At 70.8% G+C, this 24,048-nt stretch carries 22 protein-coding genes and 1 pseudogene; 13 read left to right on the top strand and 10 right to left on the bottom strand.

Annotated features, from left to right (window positions below):
- Window positions 1-106 precede the first annotated feature (106 nt).
- Window positions 107-1,729: an MFS transporter gene (locus ACFPZI_RS15385; RefSeq protein WP_381363401.1), complete on the bottom strand. Its 1,623-nt coding sequence runs from the start codon at window positions 1,727-1,729 to the stop codon at window positions 107-109.
- Between the two features lie 177 nt (window positions 1,730-1,906).
- Between ACFPZI_RS15385 and ACFPZI_RS15380 the strand changes: the two genes are divergently transcribed.
- The 3 genes from ACFPZI_RS15380 to ACFPZI_RS15370 all read left to right on the top strand — a co-directional run bounded on the left by ACFPZI_RS15380 (window position 1,907) and on the right by ACFPZI_RS15370 (window position 4,802).
- Window positions 1,907-2,581 carry a TetR family transcriptional regulator gene (locus tag ACFPZI_RS15380; RefSeq protein ID WP_381363399.1) on the top strand — a complete coding sequence of 225 codons (675 nt, stop codon included), beginning with the start codon at window positions 1,907-1,909 and terminating at the stop codon, window positions 2,579-2,581.
- Window positions 2,582-2,668: 87 nt separating this feature from the next.
- Complete coding sequence (locus ACFPZI_RS15375) at window positions 2,669-3,886, top strand: alpha/beta hydrolase (RefSeq protein ID WP_381363397.1); 1,218 nt, start codon at window positions 2,669-2,671, stop codon at window positions 3,884-3,886.
- A 67-nt stretch (window positions 3,887-3,953) separates the two neighbouring features.
- On the top strand, window positions 3,954-4,802 hold the full coding sequence (locus ACFPZI_RS15370; RefSeq protein ID WP_381363396.1) for a DUF4429 domain-containing protein: 849 nt from the start codon (window positions 3,954-3,956) through the stop codon (window positions 4,800-4,802).
- Window positions 4,803-5,037: 235 nt separating this feature from the next.
- Here the strand turns inward: ACFPZI_RS15370 and ACFPZI_RS15365 are convergent, their stop codons facing one another.
- Window positions 5,038-5,514 carry a MerR family transcriptional regulator gene (locus tag ACFPZI_RS15365; RefSeq protein WP_381363394.1) on the bottom strand — a complete coding sequence of 159 codons (477 nt, stop codon included), beginning with the start codon at window positions 5,512-5,514 and terminating at the stop codon, window positions 5,038-5,040.
- 88 nt (window positions 5,515-5,602) lie between these two features.
- Here ACFPZI_RS15365 and ACFPZI_RS15360 point away from each other — a divergent pair, with 88 nt between their 5' ends.
- Window positions 5,603-6,088 carry a GNAT family N-acetyltransferase gene (locus tag ACFPZI_RS15360; RefSeq protein WP_381363392.1) on the top strand — a complete coding sequence of 162 codons (486 nt, stop codon included), beginning with the start codon at window positions 5,603-5,605 and terminating at the stop codon, window positions 6,086-6,088.
- 18 nt (window positions 6,089-6,106) lie between these two features.
- On the top strand, window positions 6,107-6,934 hold the full coding sequence (locus ACFPZI_RS15355; protein WP_381363390.1) for a serine hydrolase domain-containing protein: 828 nt from the start codon (window positions 6,107-6,109) through the stop codon (window positions 6,932-6,934).
- 140 nt (window positions 6,935-7,074) lie between these two features.
- On the opposite strand, the gene ACFPZI_RS15350 is transcribed toward ACFPZI_RS15355, so the two are convergent.
- The 3 genes from ACFPZI_RS15350 to ACFPZI_RS15340 all read right to left on the bottom strand — a co-directional run bounded on the left by ACFPZI_RS15350 (window position 7,075) and on the right by ACFPZI_RS15340 (window position 9,143).
- Window positions 7,075-7,992 carry a nucleotidyl transferase AbiEii/AbiGii toxin family protein gene (locus ACFPZI_RS15350; RefSeq protein WP_381363388.1) on the bottom strand — a complete coding sequence of 306 codons (918 nt, stop codon included), beginning with the start codon at window positions 7,990-7,992 and terminating at the stop codon, window positions 7,075-7,077.
- Window positions 7,989-8,588: a type IV toxin-antitoxin system AbiEi family antitoxin domain-containing protein gene (locus ACFPZI_RS15345; RefSeq protein WP_381363386.1), complete on the bottom strand. Its 600-nt coding sequence runs from the start codon at window positions 8,586-8,588 to the stop codon at window positions 7,989-7,991. The genes ACFPZI_RS15350 and ACFPZI_RS15345 overlap by 4 nt, the downstream gene beginning before the upstream one ends.
- 111 nt (window positions 8,589-8,699) lie before the next feature.
- Window positions 8,700-9,143 carry an ATP-binding protein gene (locus ACFPZI_RS15340; RefSeq protein ID WP_381363385.1) on the bottom strand — a complete coding sequence of 148 codons (444 nt, stop codon included), beginning with the start codon at window positions 9,141-9,143 and terminating at the stop codon, window positions 8,700-8,702.
- Window positions 9,144-9,230: 87 nt separating this feature from the next.
- Here ACFPZI_RS15340 and ACFPZI_RS15335 point away from each other — a divergent pair, with 87 nt between their 5' ends.
- Together ACFPZI_RS15335 and ACFPZI_RS15330 are read left to right on the top strand one after the other, a co-directional pair.
- Entirely contained in the window at window positions 9,231-10,079 is an 849-nt protein-coding gene (locus ACFPZI_RS15335) for a helix-turn-helix domain-containing protein (RefSeq protein WP_381363383.1), read from the top strand.
- The gene (locus tag ACFPZI_RS15330) at window positions 10,066-10,236 is read left to right on the top strand and encodes a DUF397 domain-containing protein (RefSeq protein WP_381363381.1); all 171 of its coding nucleotides are present in this window, start codon (window positions 10,066-10,068) and stop codon (window positions 10,234-10,236) included. The genes ACFPZI_RS15335 and ACFPZI_RS15330 overlap by 14 nt, the downstream gene beginning before the upstream one ends.
- 87 nt (window positions 10,237-10,323) lie before the next feature.
- Here ACFPZI_RS15330 and ACFPZI_RS15325 read toward each other — a convergent pair whose 3' ends face one another.
- On the bottom strand, window positions 10,324-10,947 hold the full coding sequence (locus ACFPZI_RS15325; protein WP_381363379.1) for a hypothetical protein: 624 nt from the start codon (window positions 10,945-10,947) through the stop codon (window positions 10,324-10,326).
- 93 nt (window positions 10,948-11,040) lie between these two features.
- Between ACFPZI_RS15325 and ACFPZI_RS15320 the strand changes: the two genes are divergently transcribed.
- Complete coding sequence (locus tag ACFPZI_RS15320; RefSeq protein ID WP_381363377.1) at window positions 11,041-11,895, top strand: IS5 family transposase; 855 nt, start codon at window positions 11,041-11,043, stop codon at window positions 11,893-11,895.
- Window positions 11,896-11,940: 45 nt separating this feature from the next.
- Here the strand turns inward: ACFPZI_RS15320 and ACFPZI_RS15315 are convergent, their stop codons facing one another.
- Window positions 11,941-12,336 carry a contact-dependent growth inhibition system immunity protein gene (locus tag ACFPZI_RS15315; protein WP_381363375.1) on the bottom strand — a complete coding sequence of 132 codons (396 nt, stop codon included), beginning with the start codon at window positions 12,334-12,336 and terminating at the stop codon, window positions 11,941-11,943.
- Between the two features lie 153 nt (window positions 12,337-12,489).
- On the opposite strand from ACFPZI_RS15315, the gene ACFPZI_RS15310 reads away from it, so the two are divergent.
- Window positions 12,490-13,104: a HEAT repeat domain-containing protein gene (locus ACFPZI_RS15310; protein WP_381363374.1), complete on the top strand. Its 615-nt coding sequence runs from the start codon at window positions 12,490-12,492 to the stop codon at window positions 13,102-13,104.
- A gap of 45 nt (window positions 13,105-13,149) precedes the next feature.
- On the opposite strand, the pseudogene ACFPZI_RS15305 reads toward ACFPZI_RS15310, so the two are convergent.
- A pseudogene (locus ACFPZI_RS15305) lies at window positions 13,150-13,734 on the bottom strand (IS5 family transposase); the annotation flags it as partial.
- A gap of 221 nt (window positions 13,735-13,955) precedes the next feature.
- On the bottom strand, window positions 13,956-15,767 hold the full coding sequence (locus ACFPZI_RS15300; RefSeq protein ID WP_381363373.1) for a flavin-containing monooxygenase: 1,812 nt from the start codon (window positions 15,765-15,767) through the stop codon (window positions 13,956-13,958).
- A gap of 214 nt (window positions 15,768-15,981) precedes the next feature.
- Here ACFPZI_RS15300 and ACFPZI_RS15295 point away from each other — a divergent pair, with 214 nt between their 5' ends.
- Window positions 15,982-17,016, top strand: coding sequence for an SMP-30/gluconolactonase/LRE family protein (locus tag ACFPZI_RS15295; protein ID WP_381363371.1), 1,035 nt, complete (start codon window positions 15,982-15,984; stop codon window positions 17,014-17,016).
- A gap of 13 nt (window positions 17,017-17,029) precedes the next feature.
- Here ACFPZI_RS15295 and ACFPZI_RS15290 read toward each other — a convergent pair whose 3' ends face one another.
- Window positions 17,030-17,629 (bottom strand): TetR/AcrR family transcriptional regulator, encoded by a 600-nt coding sequence (locus ACFPZI_RS15290; RefSeq protein ID WP_381363369.1) that lies wholly within the window; start codon window positions 17,627-17,629, stop codon window positions 17,030-17,032.
- A gap of 567 nt (window positions 17,630-18,196) precedes the next feature.
- Between ACFPZI_RS15290 and ACFPZI_RS15285 the strand changes: the two genes are divergently transcribed.
- The 3 genes from ACFPZI_RS15285 (at window position 18,197) to ACFPZI_RS15275 (ending at window position 24,032) form a co-directional block, all read left to right on the top strand.
- Complete coding sequence (locus tag ACFPZI_RS15285) at window positions 18,197-19,183, top strand: hypothetical protein (RefSeq protein WP_381363368.1); 987 nt, start codon at window positions 18,197-18,199, stop codon at window positions 19,181-19,183.
- Between the two features lie 62 nt (window positions 19,184-19,245).
- The gene (locus ACFPZI_RS15280) at window positions 19,246-21,102 is read left to right on the top strand and encodes an HSP90 family protein (protein ID WP_381363366.1); all 1,857 of its coding nucleotides are present in this window, start codon (window positions 19,246-19,248) and stop codon (window positions 21,100-21,102) included.
- Window positions 21,103-21,104: 2 nt separating this feature from the next.
- Entirely contained in the window at window positions 21,105-24,032 is a 2,928-nt protein-coding gene (locus ACFPZI_RS15275) for a hypothetical protein (protein ID WP_381363364.1), read from the top strand.
- Window positions 24,033-24,048: the final 16 nt, after the last annotated feature.

The raw sequence follows: 24,048 nt of genomic DNA, 5'->3' as shown, positions 1-24,048 counted from the left end.
CCAGGCCCTACGGAGGGCATGACCCACTGTCACCTGCGGCCCCCTCCGAACGGGAGGGATCACCGCATCGGTTCACCCTGATGAGCGAACCCGGTCACCGGGTCCGTCAGATGTGGCCGACGCCCGCGCCGGCCTCCACGTTCTCACCGCGCTTGGCGAGGAAGGCGACGCCCACCGCCACGACGGCGACTCCGGTGGCGACCAGGGAAGCCATGCTCATGCCGGAGAGGAAGGTGTCGTGCGCCACGTCGGTGACCGTCGCGACCATGTCCGGGGGCATCTGCTCGCTCACCGGGGGTACCCCGACCTGGACGGCCTCGGCGGCCTGCGCGGCCTGTTCGGGAGTGAGCGGGGGAAGTCCCGCGCCCGCCCAGTTGTCCGCGAGGTCGCTGTCGACCTTGGAGGCCATCACCGCGCCCAGCACAGCCGTACCGAGGCTGCCGCCGACCTGCATGGCGGCCTGCTGGAGACCACCGGCGACACCGGAGAGCTCCAGCGGCGCGTTGCCCACGATGACTTCAGTGGCGCCGACCATGACGGGGGCCAGGCCGAGGCCCAGCAGGGCGAACCAGAGCGACATCACGGCGCTGCCGGTGTCCTTCTGGAGCGTGGAGACGCCGAACATGGCGAGCGCGGTGAAGGCCATGCCGCCGGCCAGCGGGATGCGCGGACCGACCTTGGTGATCACCGCGCCGGCCAGCGGGGAGCCGACGATCATCATGCCGGTGAGCGGCAGCAGGTGCAGACCGGCGTCGACCGGGCTCAGGCCGTGCACGTTCTGCAGGTAGAAGGTGACGAAGAACAGGCCGCCCATGAAGGAGATGGCCATGAGGACCATCAGCACGACACCCGCGGACAGCGGGACGGAGCGGAACATCGCCAGCGGGATCAGCGGCTCCTTGACCCGCTTCTCCCAGAACGCGAAGAGCGCGAAGAGCACCACCGAGACGGCGATGAACCCCCAGGTCCTGAGGTCTCCCCAACCCCACTCGGGGGCCTTGATCAGCGCCCAGACCAGGCAGAACATCGCGCCGGACAGCAGGCCGATGCCGGGCACGTCGAAGGAGTGCGGGCGGTTCTCCGCGCGGTGGTCGAGCAGGATCCACACGCCGAGGGCGAGCGCGACGACGCCGACCGGGACGTTGATCCAGAAGACCGACTGCCAGCTGACGTGCTCGACGAGGACACCGCCGAGGATCGGGCCACCGGCGGTGGAGGCACCGATGACCATGCCCCAGATACCGATGGCCATGTTGAGCTTCTCGGCCGGGAAGGTCGCGCGCAGCAGGCCCAGCGCGGCCGGCATCAGCAGCGCGCCGAACAGACCCTGCAGGACGCGGAAGACGATGACCGACGCGATGCTGTCGGACAGGCCGATCGCTCCCGAGGCGGCGGCGAAGCCGACGACGCCGATGAGGAAGGTCTGCCGGTGGCCGAACCGGTCACCGAGCTTGCCCGCGGTGATCAGGGAGACCGCGAGGGCGAGGAAGTACGCGTTGGTGATCCACTGGACCTGGGCGAAACTGGCGCCCAGGTCACGGGCGATGACAGGGTTGGCGATGGCGACGATGGTGCCGTCGAGGGCCACCATCATGACGCCGACGGCGACGGTGAAGAGGGTGAGCCAGGGATGGCCGCGCAGCCCTCTGCCGGGTGCCGCGTCCGACGGGGCGTCCGGAGGAGTCCTGTCCCCGGGGCCCGTCGCGTCGATGGTGGTCTGACTAGTCATGCCTTCGAGGCTAATGACAGCCACTGACAGTTGACAAACCAATTCACCGATCATTAACTCGGTCGACATGCCCGTATAGCCTGAAATGGGAGAACAGTTCCGGAAGCGCCCCGAGGGAACCACGGGGAACCGCGGGGAACCACGGGGGAAAGGATCCGGAGAGCCACGGGAGGAACCATGGAGACGGTCGGGACCGTCGTCGGCGCGGTACCGGCGCCGGGGCTGCGGGAGCACAGGAAGCGGCTCACCCGCGACGCACTGGTCCGGTCCTCCCTGGAACTGTTCGCGACCCGCGGCTACGAGGGGACGACGGTCGACGACATCGCGGCGACCGCCCACGTCTCGCAGCGCACCTTCTTCCGCTACTTCGCCAGCAAGGAGGAGGTCGCGTTCTACGTCCCGCACCTCGCGGAGTCCCTCGTCGTCGACGCCGTACGGGGGCGCCCGCCCGGCGAGCCTCCGCTGGACGTGCTGCGCGGCGCCCTGCGGGAGAGCTGGGACGGCATCAACGAGGTCGTCGAGCAGGTCGTGCCGCTGGAGCTGCACCTGCGGGTGTACCGGGCGATCGAGTCGACGCCCGCGCTGCTCGCCGCCCATCTGCGGCGCTCGAGCGAACTGGAGGAGCGGCTGGCCCGCGTGATCGCCGGCCGCGAGGGCGTCGACCTGGACACCGATCCCCGGCCACGCATCCTGGTGGCCGCGGTCTGCGGCGTGGTCCGGGTGGCGGAACGGTCCTGGTCCGCCGGGGACTCCGGCCTCGCCGCCCTGCGCGAGCTGACGACGGCCCACCTGGACCAGCTGGGGCCCGCCCTGGCGGGGCCCTGGAGCGGCACCCGGCCCACCGCCGGTTGACCACTGCTCACACGCCGACGCATCAAAACGTGATACTCGTCACCCGGTTGACGCGAGACCCTCTCGTTCTCCTAGTGTGTCCTTTCAGTGACTTCCTTCGACACCACCCCGCAACTGAACGTGTGGCGTGCGCTCCTCGCACTGGCCGTCGTCTTCGTGATGCTGGCGACCACCGGCTGGACGGCACTGCGCCACCAGCGGGACACGGCACCGCTCCCGGCCTCGCTCATCGCCTGGGAGCGGGGCCACATAGGAGGCCACCGGCTGCCCGCCCCCCAGTCCGCGCCCGCCGAACTGACCCGGTTCTTCGCCTCCCTCACCAAGGCGCAGCGGGTGGGCCTCGCCCACCGCTTCCCGCTCGCGGTCGGCAACATGAACGGCGCCCCGGTCACGCTGCGCTACCGCGCCAACCGCATCGCGCTGGGGCAGGCCCGCGAGATCGAGCGGGAACGGATGCGCGACAAACGGCTCACGCCCGCCGGGCAGCATCAGGCGGGCCGCCGGATGAACCGCTTCACGGCCCTGATGAGCTCCGGCCGCCAGATCCTCGCCTTCGACCCGTCGGGCCCCGGCCGGGCCGCCGAGGTGTTCGGCAACCTGCGCAAGGCCGAGCGGGTCTCGGTCGTCGTCCCCGGCGTCGACACCGATCTGCTCACCTTCCAGCGCACCTACCGTCGCTATGCGGCGCCCGTCGGCATGGCCCAGTCGCTCTACGCGGCCGAGCACACGGCAGCCCCCTCGACCCGTACCGCCGTGATCGCCTGGGCCGACTACACCGCGCCCAGCGGGCTCGGCATGGAGTCGGCGATGGCGACGCGCGCCGAGGACGGCGCGGCACGCCTCGGCTCGCTGCTGCGCGCCCTGCCCGGCGAGGCCCGCGTCTCCCTGTTCTGCCACAGCTACGGCTCCGTGGTGTGCGGGCTCGCCGCGCCCGCGCTGCCCGGCCGGGTGACCGACATAGCGGTGGCCGGCAGTCCCGGCATGCGGGCCGGGACGGTCACCGACCTGCGCACCCACGCACGAGTGTGGGCGATGCGGGACGCCGACGACTGGATCCAGGACGTGCCCTACCTGGAGGTCGGCGGGCTGGGACACGGGACCGACCCGGTGTCCCCGGCGTTCGGAGCGCGCGTGCTGTCGGCGCGTGAGGCCCGGGGACACAGCGGGTACTTCGTGCCGGGCACCGACAGCCTGCGCAACTTCGCCGAGATCGGCGTTGGCGCATACCGCGCGGTGGACTGCGCACACGAGAACGGCCTATGCCGGGCGGGTTTGTCCCACGCCGCCGCATCGGGACGCGCGTAGAGAACGGAGGAACCGCGGTATGCACGGGGAGGGGACGAAAAAGCTCGCGCCGCATACGATGAGCCGCATGGGTGACGTACTGGCCGGATTTCACGCTGCCTGGGAGTTCGATTCCGACTCCGTGCTCATCCGGTACGAAAGGGGGATCAGAACACCCAAGTTGTTTCAGGCACTCGGGGAACGCCGCATCCCCGTGGAGGCCATCGCCGGAGTGACGCTGACCCCCGGCAGACGCGACACCGTCGTGCTGCGCATCGAGCCGCGGCCCGGCGCCGACCCGCTGATGGAGGCGGCGGCCGGACAGCTGAAGGACAGCTGCGACCCCTACCGGCTCGTGCTGCCCGCCGAACGCGGGACGCTCGCCGAGTACTACGCCGACGAACTCCTCGCCCTGCTCACCGAGTCGGGCCCCGCCGAGCGCCACCTGGTACCGCCCCCCGAGGCGCCGCTGCGGTTCAAGGCGTACGACGGAAGGGCCGCCTTCGACGGGACCACGGTCTCCTTCCGCTGGTTCTGGACGGGTGCCTCGTCCGCCAAGTGGAAGGCCGGCGACCAGCGCTTCTCCATCGGGGAGTTGTGCGGCGTGGAGTGGCGCTCCCCGGAGGTCTTCGAAGGGCATCTGCGGCTGCTGCGCCGCGACGAGCCCGCCCAGCCCCCGCACGCCGACCAGGACCCGGCAGCCGTGGTGTTCGGGCTGGGCTACGGGCCCGTGCACGAGTCACTGCCGTTCGCGGCGGCCGTCCTCGCGGCGGCGCGCACGTCCGCGCCGGTGCCCGCGGTGGCCGCGGCCGCCGTGCGCCGCGACCCCGCGGACATCGCCGACCGCATACGCCACCTCGGGGAACTGCACCAGGCGGGACTGGTGACGGACGAGGAGTTCTCGTCGAAGAAGGCGGAGTTGCTGGCGGAGCTGTAGGCCCTGGTCGTGGCGCTCCGCCGGGGTCCACAGCGGGTTCCACGGTGGGAGGCTCGCGGATGCAGGAGAATCCCGCCCCCAGAGGCACATTGCCTGCGAAACCGTGAGCACTTTGCGGCACAGTGCTCACGGCCTTCACAGATGAGCCGCGACCGAACGGTGTGGCCGACGGTGTCCGCCGCCCAGCCCGTCGGGACCGCCGTCGCCCCGTGCCGCCGCCGCGATCCTGCCGTCGCTAACGGGACCTCTCCGACGCCAGGGCGCGCCCGGCGTCCGCGTAGAAGCTGATCTTCCGGTCGAGCACGGCGAGGGTGCCCTGGAGCTCCGCGATCCGGGTCATCACGTCCTCGCGGGTCGCCTTGAGGAGCTCGAAGCGGTCGGCGTAGGTGTGGTCGCCCGCCCGCACCATCTCCGCGTACCGGACCATGTCCGCGACCGGCATCCCGGTCAGGCGGAGCTTGCCGACGAGGGCGAGCCAGTCGAGGTCGCGGTTGCTGTAGCGGCGCTGGCCGGTGTGCGAGCGGTCGATGTGCGGCATCAGCCCGATGCGCTCGTACCAGCGCAGGGTGTGTGCGCTCAGCCCGGTGAGGGCGGCCACCTCGCTGATCGTGTACTTGTCCGCGCCGTCCGGCCGCCGGTCGCCCTGCGGCGGCCCGGCGCAGGTGTCGGTCCTGGCACCCGTGCTCTCACCCGTGGTCTCCGTCACCGTCATACCCTCCACGCTAGATCCCTGGAGTGCACTCCAGGCAAGCACGGCCGGCGGGAAAACGGCGGGAGGGCCGGCGCCCTGGCCGATTAGCATGCCGGCCATGACTCGTGTACCTCGTGTACGCCGTGCGGTGGCCGACGACGCGGAGGAAGTACTGCGCCTGCGTCAGGTGATGATCGACTCGATGGCCCGTTCCTCCCCCGCCACGGACTGGCACGCCGACGCGCTGCCGGTGCTGCGCGCGAAGCTCGCCGAGCCGGACGGCCCGTTCGCGGCGTTCGTCGTGGACCGGCCGGAGCGGGGCGGGCTGTCGGCGCTGGTGGCCGGCACGATCGAGTACCGCATCGGCGGCGCGTACGACCCGCACGGCACCGACGGCTACGTGTTCAGCGTCGCCACCGACCCGGACGCCCGCCGCCGGGGCCACGCGCGCGCCTGCATGGAGGCGCTGCTGGAGTGGTTCCGGGAGCGCGGCGCCCGCCGTGTCCGACTCACCGCGTCCGCGCAGGCCGAGCCCCTCTACGCCTCGATGGGCTTCACCCGGCGACCGGACCCGTTGCTCGAGCTGCGGCTGTGAACGCATACCCTCGAAGGCATGTCGCTCAAGAGCCTCGCGCTGATCGAGAACTGGCCGGTTCCCACCGCGGCGGCGGGCGTCGTCCGGGCGGACGGCACCGTCCTGGGCACCCACGGCCCCACCGGCCACCGCTTCCCCCTCGCCTCGGTCACCAAGCCGCTCGCGGCGTACGCGGTGCTCGTGGCGTACGAGGAGGGTGCGATCGAGCTGGACGAGCCGGCCGGTCCCGAGGGCTCGACGGTCCGCCACCTCCTCGCCCACACCTCCGGCCTCGCCTTCGACGAGCACCGGGTGACCTCCGCCCCCGGTGAGCGCCGTCTGTACTCCAACGCCGGGTTCGAGCAGCTCGGGGACCACATCGCGAAGGCGACGGAGATCCCGTTCGCCGAGTACCTGCGGCAGGCGGTGCTGGAGCCGCTGGGGATGACGTCGACGTCGCTGGACGGCACCGCCTCCCCCGCGAAGGACGCCACGTCCACGGTGGACGACCTGCTGCGCTTCGCCGCCGAGGTGCAGGCCCCGCGCCTGCTGGACCCGCGGACCGTCGCCGAGGCGATGACGGTCCAGTACCGGGGTACCAAGGGCGTCCTGCCGGGCTACGGCCACCAGAACCCCAACGACTGGGGCCTCGGCTTCGAGATCCGCGGCTCCAAGACCCCGCACTGGACGGGCGGCTCCTCCTCGCCCCGTACCTTCGGCCACTTCGGCCAGTCGGGCACGTTCCTGTGGATCGACCCGGCGGCGGGCGTCGCCTGTGCGGCCCTCACCGACCGCGCCTTCGGCCCCTGGGCGATCGAGGCCTGGCCGCCCTTCACGGACGCGGTGCTGGCGGAAGTGCGCGGCTGAAGACGCACTCCGCGGAAGCACCCGCGGCGACCTGACCGCCACGGACAGCGGCGCCTGCGGACAGGACTTCCCGCGCGGACCTGACCAAGGTCCGGCATGTCGGCCCGATTCCGACCGCTTCCTTCTTGGCCAATACCGTGTCAACTCGGTTGCCCCATCTCTTCGGCACGAGGCGGGACGCGTGATTCATCGGCGAGGGCCACCGCCCACAGCCCTCGTACCAGCTCGAGGGCGGCATCGAGCGTCGGTGGGGCTTCGGTGGCCAGTTCCCGGGCCAGCTCGGGATAGCTGTCCCGCCATCGGGGCGGCGGGTCCGCGAGCTCGCCCGGAACCTCGTGCGTGGCGCGGACGGCGAAGACATGCCGTACGACCTGCACAAGCGTCGCGTCGCCCGGCAGGCCGTCCTCGGCCAGCAGGACGAGGTCCACCAGGTCCTTGACCCGCGTGTTGGGACGGTCGCCGTAGTCACGCGTGAAGGCGTGCAACTTTTCCGCGAAGTGCTGTCGGCGGTCAACGGTCTCGATCACGCGCTGCGGAGTGCCGGCGAATTCAAGCGTGTTGGGCAGCGGGAGGAATTCTGTCCGGGCGATCTCCTCACCACGGTCCACGACGTCCACTCTGACGCCCGCGAACACCTTGCCCGCGAGATGGGACTCGACCGAGAACCGCCAGCCACCCCGCCCCGCCGTGTCCGCCGTCAACGACACGGGCGGACCGACCCGGAACCGGAACCCGTCACGATCCAGGTCGGCCGCCAGTGCGTCGATCAGCAGCTCACGCACTTCGCTCCCGTCCATGTCGGAGCCGTCCTCGGGCCTCAGCGCCAGATCCAGGTCCTTCGTCGTACGGGCCCGTCCGGTGAGCCGGAATTCCATGGCCGCCCCGCCCTTGAGAACCCAGCCGCTGGTCTGATCCTCCGCAAGGCGCGCCGCCATGCGGTCGAAGACGACGAGGCGCCGCCTGCGGGCCAGATCGGTTCCGGATCTGTCGGCTTCCTGCTTCAGCCGGGTTTCCAGGGCGCGGCGCAAGTCGGCGGCGTCACGGTAGCGGCCGGTCACGACATCGCTCCCAGCGCCCGCTCCACGCCCAGTTCCGCTCGTGGACCCAGCAGTTGGGCGGCGTGAAGCAGCCTCCGGCGGGACACCATTCCTTGTTCCAACGCCTCGCTCACCGCCCCGTCCAGGACATCCTGGTCCTCACCCGCCGCCGCACATTCGGTGATGGCGCGCAACGGCGTCGTCACCCGGTATCCCATCCGGTCCTCCACATCCGACTGCGTGAGTGTGGCGCGGTGCAGAATCACCGCATCCGACTTCTGCCGGAAGCCTCGCGGCACAGTGAGGTGAATACGGGACGGGTTCGCCGTCCCCAGGTCGTGTGCGGCGAGGGCGGTGGCATGGGAGACCACAGCCCTCCCCCTGCTCCAGAGCGACCAGCGCACCAGTTGTTCGTCGCCCTCGCCCGGCAGGTCGGAGAACTCCCGCAACCGGTAGAGCGCGCGGTCGATCACCAGCCAGTTGCCGTGCTGGGCATGATAGCGCTGGGCCTGGTAGGAGTACCCGGCCTCCACCGCCTGCGCGGCTGTGAAGTAGCCGCGCTGCCCAGCCGCGATCCGCCAGAGGGCAGCACGGCTGGCGACACGGTCTCTGGCCATATATCCGCCCTCAGGTTGGTCGTAAAACTCAAAGTAAACTTTAGTTTTGCGTAGCACTGTACCCAAAACTAAAGTTTTCTTTGTGTTGCATGACCACGAGGAACCCGATCTTCACCCACTCGGTGTCGTGAGGGGTGCGGCGCCGAGGACGCACTCGAACCACACGGTCTTGCCGCCACCGGTGGGGCACGGCGCAACACCCCACCGGTCGGTCACCGCCTCCACGAGAAGCAGCCCACGCCCGCCCTCGACCAACGCCTCCTGCGCTGCCGCCACGGGCAGTCGCGGGCACGCGTCGGAGACCTCGACCCGGACCGCTCCCGGCAGCAGCAGGAAGCAGATCCCGCAACGGCGGCCGGGGACATGCCGGATGACGTTGGCGAGCAGCTCCGACAGCGCGAGTTCAGCCGCGTCGGCGACCTCCAGCAGGCCGGATTCCTTGAGGTAGAGCCGCAGAATGCGCCGCAGGTGCCGTACCGAGTGCTCACCCAGGGCGAACTCGGCCCGGTACCGCGTCTCGACGTCCGCCGCACGCGGACCAGTTACTTGATTCACACCACCAGAATGCGACGCTCTGCGTACGCTCGACTACGCAACGAAACCAACGTCGCGAGACGTCAAGACCAGGCCGGAGGCACCACTGTGGCCAACATCCAGACGCTCGACCCCAGCGCGTCCCCCCTCGACTACTACGGCTGGGAGTTGCGCCGCCAACGCGAGGCCCACGGCCTCAATCAGGGCCGGCTCGGCGAGATCATCTTCTGCACGGGCTCGCTGATCGGCCAGATCGAGACCACGAAGAAGATCCCCACCCGCGACTTCTCCGAACGCGTAGACGCCGCCCTCGGCACCGACGGCACCTTCTCCCGCCTGATCGGCCTGGTGCTACGCAGTCAACTGCCCACGTGGTTCCAGCCGTACGCGGAGATGGAGGCGAAGGCGTCGTACATCTCCACGTATCAGGCACAGGTGGTGTACGGGCTGCTGCAGACGGAGGAGTACGCACGGGCGGTGCTCGCCACGGGGATGTCGGACGACCTGAACGGCCTGGTGGCAGCTCGCGTGGAACGACAACGCATCCTGGACAGGGAGCAGCCACCGCTTACATGGGTAGTCCTGGACGAGTCGGTACTGCTCCGCCCGATCGGCGGCCGCGAGGTCATGCGCCGCCAACTGGCTCACTTGTTGGAACTCACGGGTCACCGCTGGATGCACGTACAAGTACTCCCGAACACAGCAGGCGCACACGCCAGCCTTGACGGGACGTTCAATCTGCTCCGCTTCGACGACGACCCGGACATCATCTACACGGAAGACCTCATCTCCGGTCACATGACGGCTAATCCCGAGATCCTCAGGGAAGCTTCCCGCCGTTACGCTCGTCTCCAGGCCGCGGCCCTCTCTGTGGAGGACTCAGCGGCACTGATCGCGCGAGTGTTGGAGGAGCGCTATGGAGACCGGTCCCAGCCCGAGGAACATGCAGTGGCGTAAGTCCAGTTACAGTGGCAGTACCGGCGGCGACTGCGTCGAGGTGGCCGCCGGCTGCCCGACCGTCACTGTCCCGGTCCGTGACAGCAAGAACCCGACCGGCCCCATCCTCACCATCAGCGCCCCCGCTTGGCAGACCTTCGTCAACGGCCTGCGCTGACCGCTCCGCCCGAGAGCTGCATCAACCGCCCCAACACGACGGCGTGGTCTCGTCGACGTCCGATGCGACGGGACCCGCTGCCACCCTCTACCTCGACGGCACGACGCTACGATCCGCCCGGCGCAACTCACCGGCCGCCAGGACTGCGCATGCGGCACCGACGAGGACCACGCCGGGCATCGTGAGCAGGCTGCGCTGATCGGTCTCCAGGACAGCCTGATACTGCTCCCGGGAGAGTTCGACCGTGCCGCGTGCAGTGGTGTCGAAAGCGAAGTATTTCCCGTCCCTCACCTCGGCGGACTGCAGATTCCCCTCCCGCCCCATACTGAGGAACATCATCGCCATACCCGACAGGACCAGCACCGCAAGCCCTGCCTGAACCTTGCCGGGAAGACACCTCAAGGCCTGCCAGACCTGGGCTTTGTCCACCCGCGCCAGCAAGAGGCGAGCCAGGGCGGCCATGAAGATCGGGAAGAGCAGTACAACGATCAGCGCCAGCAGCGGCCCCTCCTCGATCAGCAGCAAGGTCCCGGGCAGCCGAGTGAGCCCGGCCAGCACCATCAGAACGGCGCCCAGCCCTGCCGCGACACCACCGTGCACCTTGAACGACCACCCCATGATCCGCAGCCTGCCACAGGCATCGCACCAGGTCACTGCCCGCTCCCGGCAGCGATCACCGCTTCCGCCTGCCGCATCCTGCTCTGCCTGCATTCGCTACCCGCCAAGTAGCCTTCATCACAGGCTCACTGAGACCGCGTTTGAGATCTGCCGTGTCCCGGGGCGAAAGGGGCCGTTGAGCCTTGCGTGAGTGGCTCTGGGGGCGGGTATCCGTCGGATCTGACGGATGAGCAGTGGGCTCTGGTAGAGCCGTTACTGCCGGCGGCGAGGGTCGGGCCGAAGGGCGGGCGGCGGGAGAAGCACCCACGTCGGCGGATCGTGGACGCGATCTTCTATGTGGTACGGACCGGGTGCGCCTGGCTCCGGCTGCCGAAGGACTTCCCGCCCTGGCCCACTGTGTACTGGTACTTCACCTGGTGGCACGACGACGGCACCGTCGAGCAGGTCCACGACACGTTGCGCGGCCGGGTCCGTGAGGCTGACGGCCGTGACGCGGAACCGAGCGCCGGGCTGATCGACTCGCAGTCCGTGCGCACGGCCGATACGGTCCCCGTCGGCACCCGGGGCTTCGACGCGGACGAGAAGGTGAAGGGCCGCAAGCGGTTCATCGTCACGGACACCCTGGGCCTGCTGCTGGCGGTTCACGTGGTCGCGGCGAATATCCAGGACCGCGACGGCGCGAAGCGTTCGTTGCCGTGGACCCGCCTGGACCATCCGGGCGTGCAGAAAATCTGGGCGGACCAGGGCTTCGCCGGCCGCCTCATGGAGTGGTCACGCACAATCCTCGGCCGCGAGCTGGAGATCGTGTGCAAGGCCCCGGGCCAGCGCGGATTCCAGGTCCAGCCCAAGAGATGGGCGATCGAGCGCACCTTCTCGTGGCTCACCGCCCACCGCCGCCTCGCGCGTGACTACGAGACCGGCCCGGCCCGCTCAGAGACCATGATCCGCTGGGCAATGATCGGCATCACGGTCCGCCGACTCACCCGTGGCCGGCCGGCGACGCGGCCGGGCCCGCGCTTGCTCCGGCGAGACGTTCCGTAGACACGCCGGCCTTCCCTTCCATGGGGAACGTCCTGCGTCGGTGCTCTATGGAGCCAGGAACCGTTCAACCTTCTGTTGCAGGTCAGGCGGCAGGTCGGTCAACTTCGAGATGATCACGCGAAGCTCTCGGCCGAGTTCAAAAGACTCGGCCCAGACCGATGGGTTCCTGGTGAGGACCGCGGACAGCAGATCACCTTCGTACATGTCCCCCTCTGCCATCGGGTTCTCCCGCAGCACTTCCAGTGCCAGTGGCAGGAGGTGGGGCAGTCCTATGTCCTGCCCGATCAACAAGCGCATGTCCTCGACGGTCAGCTCGCCGATCGGCCGACGCCGCAAGGCGTGTGCAGTAGCGACAAGGCGGGTGTCGTCGGCTGACGGGGCCGGCCAGCGGTCGCGTTCAAGCTCTTCAAGGGAGCGGTCACGATTCAAGGGGCGCGTCACCGATCGATTGTCCTACGACCAGATCTCAAACGCGGTCTCAGAGGTCGTTTCCTATGGCTGTCTGATGCCCGAAGTCATTGCCCGCCGTTCAGTGTCAGTGGAAGCACCTAGCGTTGCAGTTCGAGCAGATCCCATCAGGAGGCATACGCGGTGTTGACGTTGGACGAGGCGGTTGTTCAGCTTGACGACAGGTCCTCGGCGAAACGCCGTGCAGCCGCGAAACGACTGCGCAGACTCGCTGCCGAGACCGCCGGCCCGTCGCTGCTGCGGGCCCTCCAGCGCGAGGTTCGCGACCTGCGGACATGGGAAACTCAGTACCAGATGGTCATGGCTCTCGGAGCGTGCGATCACCGGCCAGCGGTCCCGTTCCTGAGCGATCTGGCTCAGCGGCCCCTGGATGCCACGATGGTGTATGTCGCCCTTGGCGACTCGATCGTGCGTCTGCGCGGCGTCGAAGAGGGAACCTCAAGCCCTGTGCGATGGTGCCTGGACAGCGGAACGCCCATGCTTGCCGACGGAGCCCTCCGCGCTGTCGCCATGCTGCGCTCGGTGCCGGAGCCGGAGACCGTCGACTACATCCTCGACTTTCTTGCACCGCTGCAGTCTCATGATGGACTGCGCTTCTGGGCCGCAGCGGCAGCAGCCGGATGGCCAGGTGAGCGGGTCCGCGCATTCCTGGAGAGGTGTGCGGCAGCTCCGCGGGCGGACGTGGCCGATGCAGCGGCCTCGTCGCTGGAAGGCAAGTACCAGACCTATCGCCCGCTCTAGCATGGCCGAACGGCCTCTGGCGCATAGTTGGGCCGGGCGGGTTCGACTCAGTCGTCGGTAGCCGATGAGGGCTGCGGCTATGCCGGCGAAGGCCAGAAAGTGTTCTGCCTCGCGTTCGTAGCGGCGGTGGAGCCGACGGCATCCGGCGAGTCAGGACACGGTCCTTTCGACGACCCGTCTGTGGCGGCCGATCCGTTGTGAGGACTCGACGCCCTTGCGGGCGATGCGGTGGCGGATGCTGCGGTTGCGGAGCCATCGGCGCAGGTGGACGTAGTCGTATCCCTTGTCGGCGTGCAGTTTCGCCGGCCGTCGCCGGCCGTCGCCTGCGGGGGCCGCGGCGGGAACGGATGGGCGGGATCCCGCACACCAGCGGCTCAAGACCGAGGCTGTCGTGCATGTTGGCGCCCGAGATGCCCAGCGAGAGAAGCAGTCCGTTCCGGTCTGTGATCAGGTGGATCTTCGATCCCAACTTGCCGCGGTCGGTCGGATTCGGTCCGGTCAGTGGCCCCCTTTTATGGCCCGCAGGCTGACCGAGTCGATTGCACACCGCGACCAGTCCAGCTCTCCGCGGGCGCCGAGTTCGTCGAGGACGATGCGGTGAAGCCTCGCCCGGACACGGGCCCGCATCCAGCCGCTGTGCCCCGCCGCCGCGGCCCCCTCGTGTGCGAACACAACCGGCTCACCGACGACGCCGCCAGCAGCCGGCTCAGGTACGGACCGGACGGGCGCCGGCACCCCTACCGCGCCCCGTACGGCATCCGGCAAGCCGTGCCCGGCCCGGGCCTACCGCGCCGCAGGACGCACGAACCGCCGTACTTCGTAGCGTCACAGCGCCCCCTCCCTCCGTCGGCTCAGCGCTCCCGGGCAGGCGTCCTCGGCTGGAGGATGTCGTCGATCGACTCCTCGCGCCACTGAGCGAGGAGCCGGTGGAAGGCGAACGCGCCGTGGGGGTAGGCGGTGGGGCCGTTGGGGCGGCCTCGGCCTTCGCGGTTGTAGTAGCCGGGGGTGCACTCGGCGTGGAACCACTCGTGGTCGGGGGCGTCCTTCGCCAGGACCTCGAGCCAGGCGTCCTCGATCTCGCGGGGCGGTTCGACCAGGGCGCCCTCGGCTTCGGCGGCGGCGACCAACGCGGCGGCGTGGACGGCCTGTTCGTCCAGGATGTGGGTGAAGTTGACGCTGCTGGCGTTCTGCAGGGACCCCATCTGGATCAGGTTCGGGAAGCCGTTGCTGGTGAAGCCGTGCAGGGTGCGCGGGCCCTGCTGCGCCCAGGCGTGCAGGAGTTGGGTGCCGCCCCGGCCGTGGACGGGGAGCTTGCCGGAGAGGACGCCCGAGGTGCCGACGGAGAAACCCGTGGCGAAGATCAGGCAGTCGAGGTCGTAGGTGGTGTCGCCGACGACCACGCCGTTCTCGGTGACGCGCTCGATGCCGTGGGTGTCCGCGGTGTCGACCAGGGTGACGTTGTCGCGGTTGAAGGCCTGGTAGTACTGGTCGGAGAAGGTGGGGCGCTTGCAGGCGTAGCGGTACCAGGGCTTGAGCTTCTCCGCCGTGTCCGGGTCGGTGACGGTCTGCTCGACGCGGGTGCGGAGATCATTCATCTTGGCGGCGTCGGCCGCCTCGTAGGCCGCTTCGAAGGCCTCCCGGTCGTCCTGGCGGCGGAAGCTCGGCAGGAGCTTCTCCAGGAGGCCGGCCGACTCGGTCCAGCGGTCGGCGACGAGGTCCTGGTCGGCCGGTTCGCCGGAGACGATGCGGAGGTAGTTCTCGCGGCGCTCGTGCGCCCAGCCTTCGCGGTCGGCGCCGACGTCCCGGGCGGTGGTGCGGCGGTTGGCGCGGACGTCCACGGTGGAGGGGGTGCGCTGGAAGACGTGGACGTGCGCGGCGTCCTCGGCCAGCATCGGGATGGCCTGGATGCCGGTGGCGCCGGTGCCGACGACGCCCACCCGCTTGTCCGCGAGGCCGGTCATGCCGCCGTCCGGGGTGCCGCCGGTGTAGGTGTAGTCCCACCGCGAGGTGTGGAAGGTGTGCCCCTTGAAGTCCTGGATGCCGGGGATCCCGGGGAGCTTCGGCGTGGAGAGGGTGCCGGTGGAGGTGACGACGTACGTGGCCCGGAACGCGTCGCCGCGGTCGGTGGTCACGAGCCATGTCTCGCCGGCCTCGTCCCAGGTCAGTGAGGTGACCGACGTGGAGAACAGGGCGTCCTCGTAGAGGTCGAACTGCCGGGCGACGCGCACCGCGTGGCGGCGGATCTCCTCGCCGGGGGCGTACTTCCACTCCGGGACGTATCCGGTCTCGTCGAGCATCGGCAGGTACACGTGCGACTCGATGTCGCAGTGGATGCCCGGGTACCGGTTCCAGTACCAGGTGCCCCCGAAGTCGCCGCCCGTCTCGACGACGCGGACGGACTGCACGCCCCGCTGCCGCATCCGCGCCCCGGCGAGGATGCCGCCGAATCCGCCGCCGACCACGGCGACGTCGACGGTGTCGTGCAGCGGCTTCCGCTCAACAGCCTCACCGGCATACGGATCTGCGGCGTAGTAGCCGAACTCGGCTTCGGGGGCCTGGTACTGGGTGGCGCCGTCCGGGCGTACGCGTCGCTCGCGCTCGGAGCGGTAGCGCTGCCTCAGCGCGTCCAGTTCCTCGCGGGACGGGGTCCGGTGGGGCGACATGTGAGGGAACGTCACGTGGGGGGACCTGCCTCAATCCTCTGTTGTTCCGGTCGCGTCGACCTGTGCGGTCGGCGGCTCCGCTACGGTAACAACTACCGGACAGCACTGTCCGGTTGAGATTCGGACGCGCGGTGGCGCGTACTGACCCGTCCCCGCCTCACTGCCGCCGGCACCCTCAACCCCACTCCCCCACAGCCGACAGGAAGAGTGCCCCATGCGACGACTCCCCCTCCGCTCCCTCGCCGTGCTCGCCGCCCTCGGTTCCCTCTCCCTCATCGGATGCGGTACGGAGAGAGGACACACCGGCGAGCAGACGGCCGGTGTGCCCGGAGCGGACCGGACGATCCGGGCGCAGCAGGTGATGCGGCTGACGGCGGTGCACGAGCAGACCGGGATGACGCTGCTGGAGGGGCCGACCTTCGGTGCGGACGGCGGTCTGTTCGTCGTCGACGTCACCGCGCCCGAGGGCGAGCCGAAGGTGATGCGTTTCGACGTCCGCAAGAAGACGAAGCGGGCGGTGCACACCGACGGGCGCGGGGCTTACACCTCGGCGCAGTTCAGCCCGTACGACGGGCGGCTCTACCTGACCGACTTCGCGCACGGCGAGATCGTGAGCCTGAACCCTGATGATCCGGCCGACAGCGACCTGCGGACCTTCTTCTCCGGTGAGGTCGACGGGGCACGGATGAACCCCGACGACATCGCCTTCGACCAGGACGGCAACCTGTACGTCAGCGATTCGCGCGGTCTGACCGAGGGCAAGGCGCTCGGCCGGGTGGTACGGATCGACCGCGACGGCGAGGAGGCCACCGTGCTGGCCGACGGTCTCGCCGCGACGAACGGGGTCTCCTTCGACGCGGAGTACCGCGGGCTGTGGTTCAGCGAGCTGACGGAGAACCGGATCTCCTACCTCCCCGTCGGCGCCAGGGGCGGGGTCACGGCCCGGCACACCGCCATCCGGGTCGACGGCGGGATCGCGCAGACCGACTCGATCGCCGTGGACGCGGACGGCAACCTCTACCAGGCGCTGCACGGCCGGCCCGCGATGGTCGTGTACGACCGGCACGGTGAGCGTCTGGCGACCGTCGAGGTGCCCGCGCGCGCCGCCGAGGGCCTGGAGTCGGCGACGAACGTGGCGATCACGCCCGGCGGGACCAAGGCGTACATGACCATCAGCGGGCCCGCGGGCGGCTACCTGTACACCTTCGACGCGCTGGCGAAGGGCACCCGGCAGTCCAACGGCGGCTGAGGCCCCCAGCCTCTTACCCGTAGAAGGGCCGCACCGGTCCCACCTCGACGCCGAGGAGTCGCCAGGCCGCCAGCGCCCTGCGTTCCCGTTCCTCGTGGGAGGGGCCGGTGACGGCGCCGGAGACCATGGCGACGGCGAGCATGAGGTCGTCCGCCGCGCTCAGCCGGTGGCCGCCGTCGTCGGGCAGGTGGGCGCGCAGGGCGCGTTCGACCCGCTGGGACAGGGCCAGGGCGTGCGCGCGGACGCCGGAGCGGCGGTCCGATCCGTCGGCGTGCAGGAGGCCGATGAACGCGGCCGACTCCTTCAGGTGCCAGGTGAGCACACCGAGCACACCGGCGAAGGTCGCGTCCTCGGCCGCGGCCGCCTGCTCGATCTGGCGGACGTTCTCCTCCAGCACCGCGGTCGTCACGGCGGCCCGGTCGGGGAAGTGCCGGTACAGGACGCCCTGCCCGACGCCGGCCCGGCGCGCGATCGCGGACAGCGGGGCGTCCAGGCCGTGCTCCGCGTAGATCTCCCGGGCGGCGGCGACCAGCGCGGCACGGTTGCGGGCGGCGGCCCTGGGCCCGTCGTTCGCGGGCCGTTGCCGCTGGTCCGGCACGGGATGCTGCGTCATCCCGGCAGGGTACGGCAACGCTCGCTCGACACCGCCGCGTCGGCTCGCACACCCCTGCCCTTCACGGACGTGGCGCCGGCCGAGGTGCGGGGCTGAGGGCACACTCGAACCACACGGTCCGGCCGCCACCGGCCGGAGACGGCCTAACCCCCCACCGATCGGTCACCGCCTCGACGAGCAGCCCGCGCCCGCCATCGGCAAGCGTGTCCCCGCTGCCGGAACGGCCAGGAGCGAACAACTGCCGGAAACCTCCACCCGTACCGTGCCGGGCAGCAGCAGGAAGCAGCTGCCACATCGACGCCCGGGTACGTGCCGGATGACGTTGGCGAGCAGTTCCGGCACCGCGAGTTGCAGCCCCGTGCCCTGCCGGCCCCGGTCTCCCCGTCCGCACGCCCGGCTGCCAGGCCCTCATGACAGCTCGGTCACGAGCCGGAGTCGTAGCGGGGCCGGGAGGGGTGAGAGGGATGGGCCGGGGCCGTGAAGTGCCGGTGAAAACCCTGTGGAAGTGGTGTCGGTGGGGCCGCTTATGCTGCACCGGTTGATCACGCGGGACCAGGGAGGCACGGCATGTTCGGCAAGCTGTTCGGCAGGGGTGCGGAGAGACCGGGGGCGGATCCGTACGCCCTTCCCCCCACCCGCAGGCAGAAGAACGGGGTGTACACGCTGCGCGCGCTCGGGGACGTACGGGTGCTCGCGCTGGTGGAGGCGGCCGACGCGGGTGACTGGGAAGGGGTGAAGGCGGCGCTGGAGCCCTTCGACCTCGGCCGTGATCACCACATCCTCGGTGAACTGGCCGACCTGGACGGTCTGCAGGACTGGATCGGCCGGGCCGTCGAGGAGGACAAGGAGCACCGGGCGACAGCTCTGCTGATATCCGGGACGCGGCACATCGTCTGGGGCTGGGAGGCACGCACCGCGGCACGCGCCGTGAACGTCACGCAGGAACAGTGGCGGATCTTCCACGAGCGGCTCCGCATCGCCGAGGAACAGTTGTTCGAGGCAGTCGAGTTGCGGCCCGAATGGGTCACGCCGTGGCGCCAACTGCTCACCTCCGGCCGTGGTATGTCGCTGGGCGACGCCGTCAACGAGACCCGATTCGACGCCGCCCTGCGACGCGACCCGCTGGACCTGTCGAGCCACCTGGAGCGGGTGGGCCAGTTGCAGCCCCGGTGGGGCGGCGAGCCGGGCCAGGCTCTGGAGTTCGCGCGCGAGGCGTTCGCCGGCGCACCCGAGGGGCACCACCTCGGCTGTGTGATCGCCATGGCGCACATCGAGGACTGGGTGGAGTCGGACGACGAGAGCTGCCTCGACACACCTGAGATCCAGGCCGAGTTGAGCGACGCCGCCCGCCGCAGCATCCTGCACCCCGGCCACGAGCGGCGCCTGGGCTGGCAGAACGACTTCAACATGTTCGCCATGGCCCTGGCGCTGGCCTCCGAGAGCACCGTGTGCCGACGTGTCTTCCACGAACTGGACGGCGCCTACACCACCTGGCCGTGGACGTTCATGGCGCAGCCCGAGAGGCAGTACGCCCGCTTCCGACGCCACGCTTGAGCCCGCGACCCTCCCCTCCCTCCCTCCCTCCCTCCCTCCCGCCCGCCATCCCGGACGGCACGATGACTCTCCCCGACACCGCCACGAACCCGGCCGGCGCCGACCGCACCTTCCAGGTGGATCTGCGCGGCCTCGTCGACCTCCTCTCCCACCACCTCTACTCCAGCCCTCGTGTCTACCTGCGCGAACTCCTGCAGAACGCGGTGGACGCGCTGACCGCCCGGCACGGCCTCGCCCCCGACGCGCCCGCCGACGCGTTCGGCATCCGCCTGTACGCCGACGGTCTGGTGGTCCGCGTCGAGGACGACGGGGTCGGTCTCACCGAGGCCGACGTGCACACCTTCCTCGCCACCATCGGCCGCAGCAGCAAGCGGGCGGAGAGGATCGCCGAGCAACGTGCCGACTTCATCGGCCAGTTCGGCATCGGCCTGCTCTCCTGCTTCCTGGTCGCGGACGAGATCCACGTCCTGAGCCGCTCCGCCCGTACCCCCGACGCGCCCGCCGTGGAGTGGCGGGGACGCGGCGACGGCAGCTACACCGTGCGCGTCCTGCCCGCCTCCGCCCGGCCCCGGCCCGGCACCACCGTCACGCTGACCCCGCGCGCGGACGCCGGCGAGTGGACCCGTCCCGTGCGGGTGCACGCGCTGGCCCGCCACTTCGGCTCCCTGCTGCGCCACCTGGTGACCTTCGACGACGGTACGGGCGGCCCCGGCGGCACGGGTGCGTCCGTGAACCCCGAGCCGGCGCCCTGGGTGCGTACGTACCCCACGCCGGGCTCCCGTTCCCGGGCGCTGGCCGCGTACGGCGAGGAGGTCTTCGGGTTCACGCCGCTGGACACGATCGAGCTGGACCTGCCGGCCGTGGGCCTGAAGGGCATCGCGTGCGTGCTGCCCGAGGCGGTGCCGGTCGGTCGCCGCCACGGCCACCGCGTGCACGTCAAGGGCATGCTGCTGTCCGAGCAGGCCGAGGAGATCCTGCCCGAGTGGGCGTTCTTCGTCCGCTGCGTCGTCGACGCCGAGAGCCTGCGCCCGACGGCATCACGCGAGTCCCTGTACGAGGACGACACCCTCGCCGCCGTCCGTGACGCCCTCGCCGAGCGGCTGCGCGCGTGGATCGCCCGGGCCGCGGCCAGCGACCCGGAGCTGCTCGGCCGCTTCCTCCAGGCGCACCACCTGGCCGTGAAGTCGCTCGCGGTGCACGACGACGAGATCCTGCGGATGCTGCTGCCCTGGCTGCCGTTCGAGACCACCGACGGGCACTGCACCCTCGACGAGTTCGCGCGCACTCACCGCACCGTGCTGGTGACGTCGAGCGTGGAGGAGTTCCGGCAGGTCGCGGCGATCGCCTCGGCCGCCGGACTCGGCGTAGTCAACGGCGGCTACACCTACGACCGTGAACTGGTCCACCGGCTGCCCGAGATCAGGCCCGAGGTCACGGTCGCCGACCTCGACCCGGCGACCCTCACCGCCCACCTCGACCCCGTCGACCGGGAGACGGAACTGGCCGCGGCGGCCTACCTGGCCCTGGCCCGCGACGCCCTCGCCGTCTTCGACTGCGACGTCGCGCTGCGCACCTTCCAGCCCGCCTCCGCCCCCGCCCTCCTCGTCGACAGCCGCGAGGCACGACACGAGCGCACCCGCTCCCAGCTCGCCCGCGAGCAGGAGGGCGGCCTGTGGGGCGACATCCTGGGCGCCCTGCGCCAGGAGGCACCGCGGGCGCAGCTGATCCTCAACCAGCTCAACCCGCTGGTGCGCACCGCCGTGACCATCGACGAGCCCGAGCTGGCCCGCACCAGCGCCGAGGCCCTCTACGGGCAGGCCGCGATGCTGTCCCGGCGTCCGCTCAGACCCGCCGAGTCGAGCCTCATCAACCGCTCCTTCCTCGATCTTCTCGCACACGCACTCCGCAAGGACAGCTGACGATGCCGACCGCCGCACCCCAGACCACCGACGAGCTGTACCAGGCGCTCCGGGAGAACGACGAGCGCCCCTACGGCCGCACCCGTACCGTCACCGCCGAGGAACTCGTCGACGCCGCGGAGCAGTTCGAGGAAACTCGCCCGCTGGTCGACGCGCTGCTCGAACTCCAGGAGGCGTACACCTACGGCTCCGAACCCCGGAAGTCGCCCGTCGTCTTCGCCCGCCTGCTGACCCTCTTCGACGAGCAGCCCGACGTCTTCGACGAGCGGCTGCGGCACCTGCTGTTCTGGCGTTTCAAGTGGGTGGCCAACGCCCTGCGCGCACTGCCCGAGATACCGCTGGCCAGCCTGCGCCAGTGGCTGACGGAGATGCGCGACCGGTACGAGAAGGCCGGTCTGGACCTCCAGCCCTACTACGGGCAGGCGTACCAGCTGGCCGCCCACATCGGTGGGGACACCGCCCTCGCCTACGAGCTGTGGGCGGGCCGCGCCCGTACCCGGCTCAGCGACTGCGAGGCCTGCGAGATCTGCGAGCGTGCCCTGTACCACCTGGCGGCGGGCGACGACGAGCGGGCGCTGCGCGCCTGGGAGCCGGTCCTGGCCGGGAAGGAATCCTGCCAGGAGGAGCCGGCCCGCTCCCTCTCGTACGCGCTGCTGCCCCTGCTGCGCACCGGCCGCACCGACCGGGCGCGCGAACTGCACCTCGCCGGCTACCGCGGCTGCCGCCGCAACCCCTCGATGTCCGGGGAGATCGGCCGACACCTGGAGTTCTGCGCGCTGACCGGCAACGAGGCACGCGGTCTCGAACTGCTCGCCGAGAACCGGAACCTGTTCGCCGAAGTGGACTCGCCGCAGGACCTGTTCGACTTCCTCACCGGCGTGGAGGTCCTCCTCCAGCGCGTCGAGCTCCTCGGCCACGGCGAACTGCCCGTTGCCGGATACGCGGGCCGCACCTGGACGGTTGCCGGCCTGCGCGCCGAGGTGCGGGACCGCGCCGACGACCTCGCCGCCCGCTTCGACGCCCGCAACGGAACCACGGCCCACACCGACCGCCGCAGGGACCGCCTCGACCGTGCCCCGCTCCTGGACGCGCTGGAACTGACCCTGCGCACCCGCAGCCTCGACGACGTGGCCCCGGTCGCCGCACCCGCCGCCCGTACGGCCGCCACTGTCCCCGATTCGCTGCCTGAACTCATTTGCCAGGCACGGGCATGGGACGAGCAGGGGCACCCGGACGCACAGGCCTGCTGGGCGCGGCTGCGCACGCTCGTCGCCGCCCGTGACTACACCCATCCCGACGACCAGGCCGTGGGCCCGCTCGTGCGGCTGTACGCGGACCTGCTGGCCGACGAGGCGAGCCGGACGGGCGAGAAGGACGAGTTCGCCGACGCCGTCGCCCTCCACGAGGAGGCCGCGGGTCTGTACGACGACGCCGGACTGCCGGGTCACGCGGCACTCGCCCGCGCCTGCGCCCTGCTCGCCGCCGCCGAGATCCCCACGGAGGACGCCGACGGTGCCGAGGCGAAGGCCGCCGCGCTGACCGCCGCCCACATGTCCCTGGTCCGCCTGCACGAGGAGACGTCCGGTCTCGCCCCGTACCAGGAGGCCCGCCTGCTGCGTCTGCGGGCGACCGCGCTCGGCCTGCGCCTGCAGACGTCGGGGAGTGAGGAGCACGTCGCGCCGGCCCTCGCCGAGGTGGACCTGCTGCACGGGTTCGCCACCCGGCACGACGCCGTCGGGCAGATCGCCGGGGCCCTGCTGCTGCGGGCCACCACGTACGCCCTGTCCGGCGACCTGCCCGCCGCGCTCACCGAGACCGACGGTCTCCTCGACCGGCTGAGGTCGCACGGCCCGGCCTGGCACCTGCCCCGCACGCTCGCCCTGCGTGGCCGGCTCCGGCTCGGCCTCCAGGACCCGCAGGCCGCGCACGCGGACCTGGCCGAGGGCCTGCGGCTTGCCGCCGACTGGTCGGCCGACGTGGTCGACACCTCCCGCCTGCACGCCGAACTGGCCGAGGTCTGCATGCACCTGGGCCGCCCCGACGAGGCGCTGCGGCACCTGACGCGCTCCGCGGAGCTGGACCTCCGCCGCGGCAGTCGGTTCGCCGCGTACTGCACCTACAGCAACGCGGCCCAGCTCAGCCTCGACCTGGGCCACGTCGAGGACTGCATCGCGCTGCTCGACTCGCTGCTCGCCGAACCGGACGTCACCGCCGGAGAGCTGGACGACCGGCTCGTCGCCCAGTTGCGCCTGACCCGCGCCCGCGCGCTGCACGCGGGGGAGGACCTCAAGGCCGCGACGGTGGAGCTCGTCGCCCTCGCGGCCGAGTCGGCGGGCTGGGACGACGATCCCGGCAGCCACGCCATGATCGCCGCGGAGACGGCCGTACTCCTCGGCAAGTCCGGTGAGTTCGGCCGGGCCCGTAAGGCCGCGGACCAGGCACTCGCCGCCCACGCCCGAGCCCCGCGCTACGAGTACCTCAGCAACTCCCTGCGCGAACTCGCCCGCCTCCAGGCCCAGCAGCAGGGACCCGACGGCCTGGCCGACGCCCGCGCCTTCCTCGCCGACGCCGGCCGGATCGCCGACGAGGCCCGCGCCGCCGAGTACGAGGCCCACGGCCGCTCCCTGGAGACGGCCCTGGCCTACGAGCACGGGCGGATCAACGCCTACGCCGGTGCGTACGAGGACGCCCTGACCGCCCTGGACAAGGCCCTCACCCTGCTCGGTGAGCCGGGACCGGAGCAGGACCGTGCCGGCGAGTGGGCCGAGTGCGTCCGCCTCGCGGGTGCCGTGGAGGGCATCTACCTGGAACGCCCCGCCCCCGCCCTCGCCCGCCTCGACGCGGCGGTCTCCCGCCTGACCGCCCTGGGCCACACCGAGGAGACCGAGCCGCTGACATCCTTGGCGGCCCAACTGCGCGACGAGGAGTGACGGAGGGCCCGGTGCC

It is taken from the genome of Streptomyces chlorus, assembly GCF_042655885.1.
GTDB lineage: Bacteria > Actinomycetota > Actinomycetes > Streptomycetales > Streptomycetaceae > Streptomyces > Streptomyces chlorus.
Note: the sequence above shows the minus strand (reverse complement) of the source record. Positions and strands in the feature narration are given on the sequence as shown.

Coding starts and splice junctions, on each gene's coding strand:
- ACFPZI_RS15385 (WP_381363401.1), bottom strand. CDS start 1,729: ATGACTAGTCAGACCACCATCGACGCGACGGGCCCCGGGGACAGGACT.
- ACFPZI_RS15380 (WP_381363399.1), top strand. CDS start 1,907: ATGGAGACGGTCGGGACCGTCGTCGGCGCGGTACCGGCGCCGGGGCTG.
- ACFPZI_RS15370 (WP_381363396.1), top strand. CDS start 3,954: ATGGGTGACGTACTGGCCGGATTTCACGCTGCCTGGGAGTTCGATTCC.
- ACFPZI_RS15365 (WP_381363394.1), bottom strand. CDS start 5,514: ATGACGGTGACGGAGACCACGGGTGAGAGCACGGGTGCCAGGACCGAC.
- ACFPZI_RS15360 (WP_381363392.1), top strand. CDS start 5,603: ATGCCGGCCATGACTCGTGTACCTCGTGTACGCCGTGCGGTGGCCGAC.
- ACFPZI_RS15355 (WP_381363390.1), top strand. CDS start 6,107: ATGTCGCTCAAGAGCCTCGCGCTGATCGAGAACTGGCCGGTTCCCACC.
- ACFPZI_RS15345 (WP_381363386.1), bottom strand. CDS start 8,588: ATGGCCAGAGACCGTGTCGCCAGCCGTGCTGCCCTCTGGCGGATCGCG.
- ACFPZI_RS15330 (WP_381363381.1), top strand. CDS start 10,066: ATGCAGTGGCGTAAGTCCAGTTACAGTGGCAGTACCGGCGGCGACTGC.
- ACFPZI_RS15325 (WP_381363379.1), bottom strand. CDS start 10,947: ATGCAGGCAGAGCAGGATGCGGCAGGCGGAAGCGGTGATCGCTGCCGG.
- ACFPZI_RS15300 (WP_381363373.1), bottom strand. CDS start 15,767: ATGTCGCCCCACCGGACCCCGTCCCGCGAGGAACTGGACGCGCTGAGG.
- ACFPZI_RS15295 (WP_381363371.1), top strand. CDS start 15,982: ATGCGACGACTCCCCCTCCGCTCCCTCGCCGTGCTCGCCGCCCTCGGT.
- ACFPZI_RS15290 (WP_381363369.1), bottom strand. CDS start 17,629: ATGACGCAGCATCCCGTGCCGGACCAGCGGCAACGGCCCGCGAACGAC.
- ACFPZI_RS15285 (WP_381363368.1), top strand. CDS start 18,197: ATGTTCGGCAAGCTGTTCGGCAGGGGTGCGGAGAGACCGGGGGCGGAT.
- ACFPZI_RS15280 (WP_381363366.1), top strand. CDS start 19,246: ATGACTCTCCCCGACACCGCCACGAACCCGGCCGGCGCCGACCGCACC.
- ACFPZI_RS15275 (WP_381363364.1), top strand. CDS start 21,105: ATGCCGACCGCCGCACCCCAGACCACCGACGAGCTGTACCAGGCGCTC.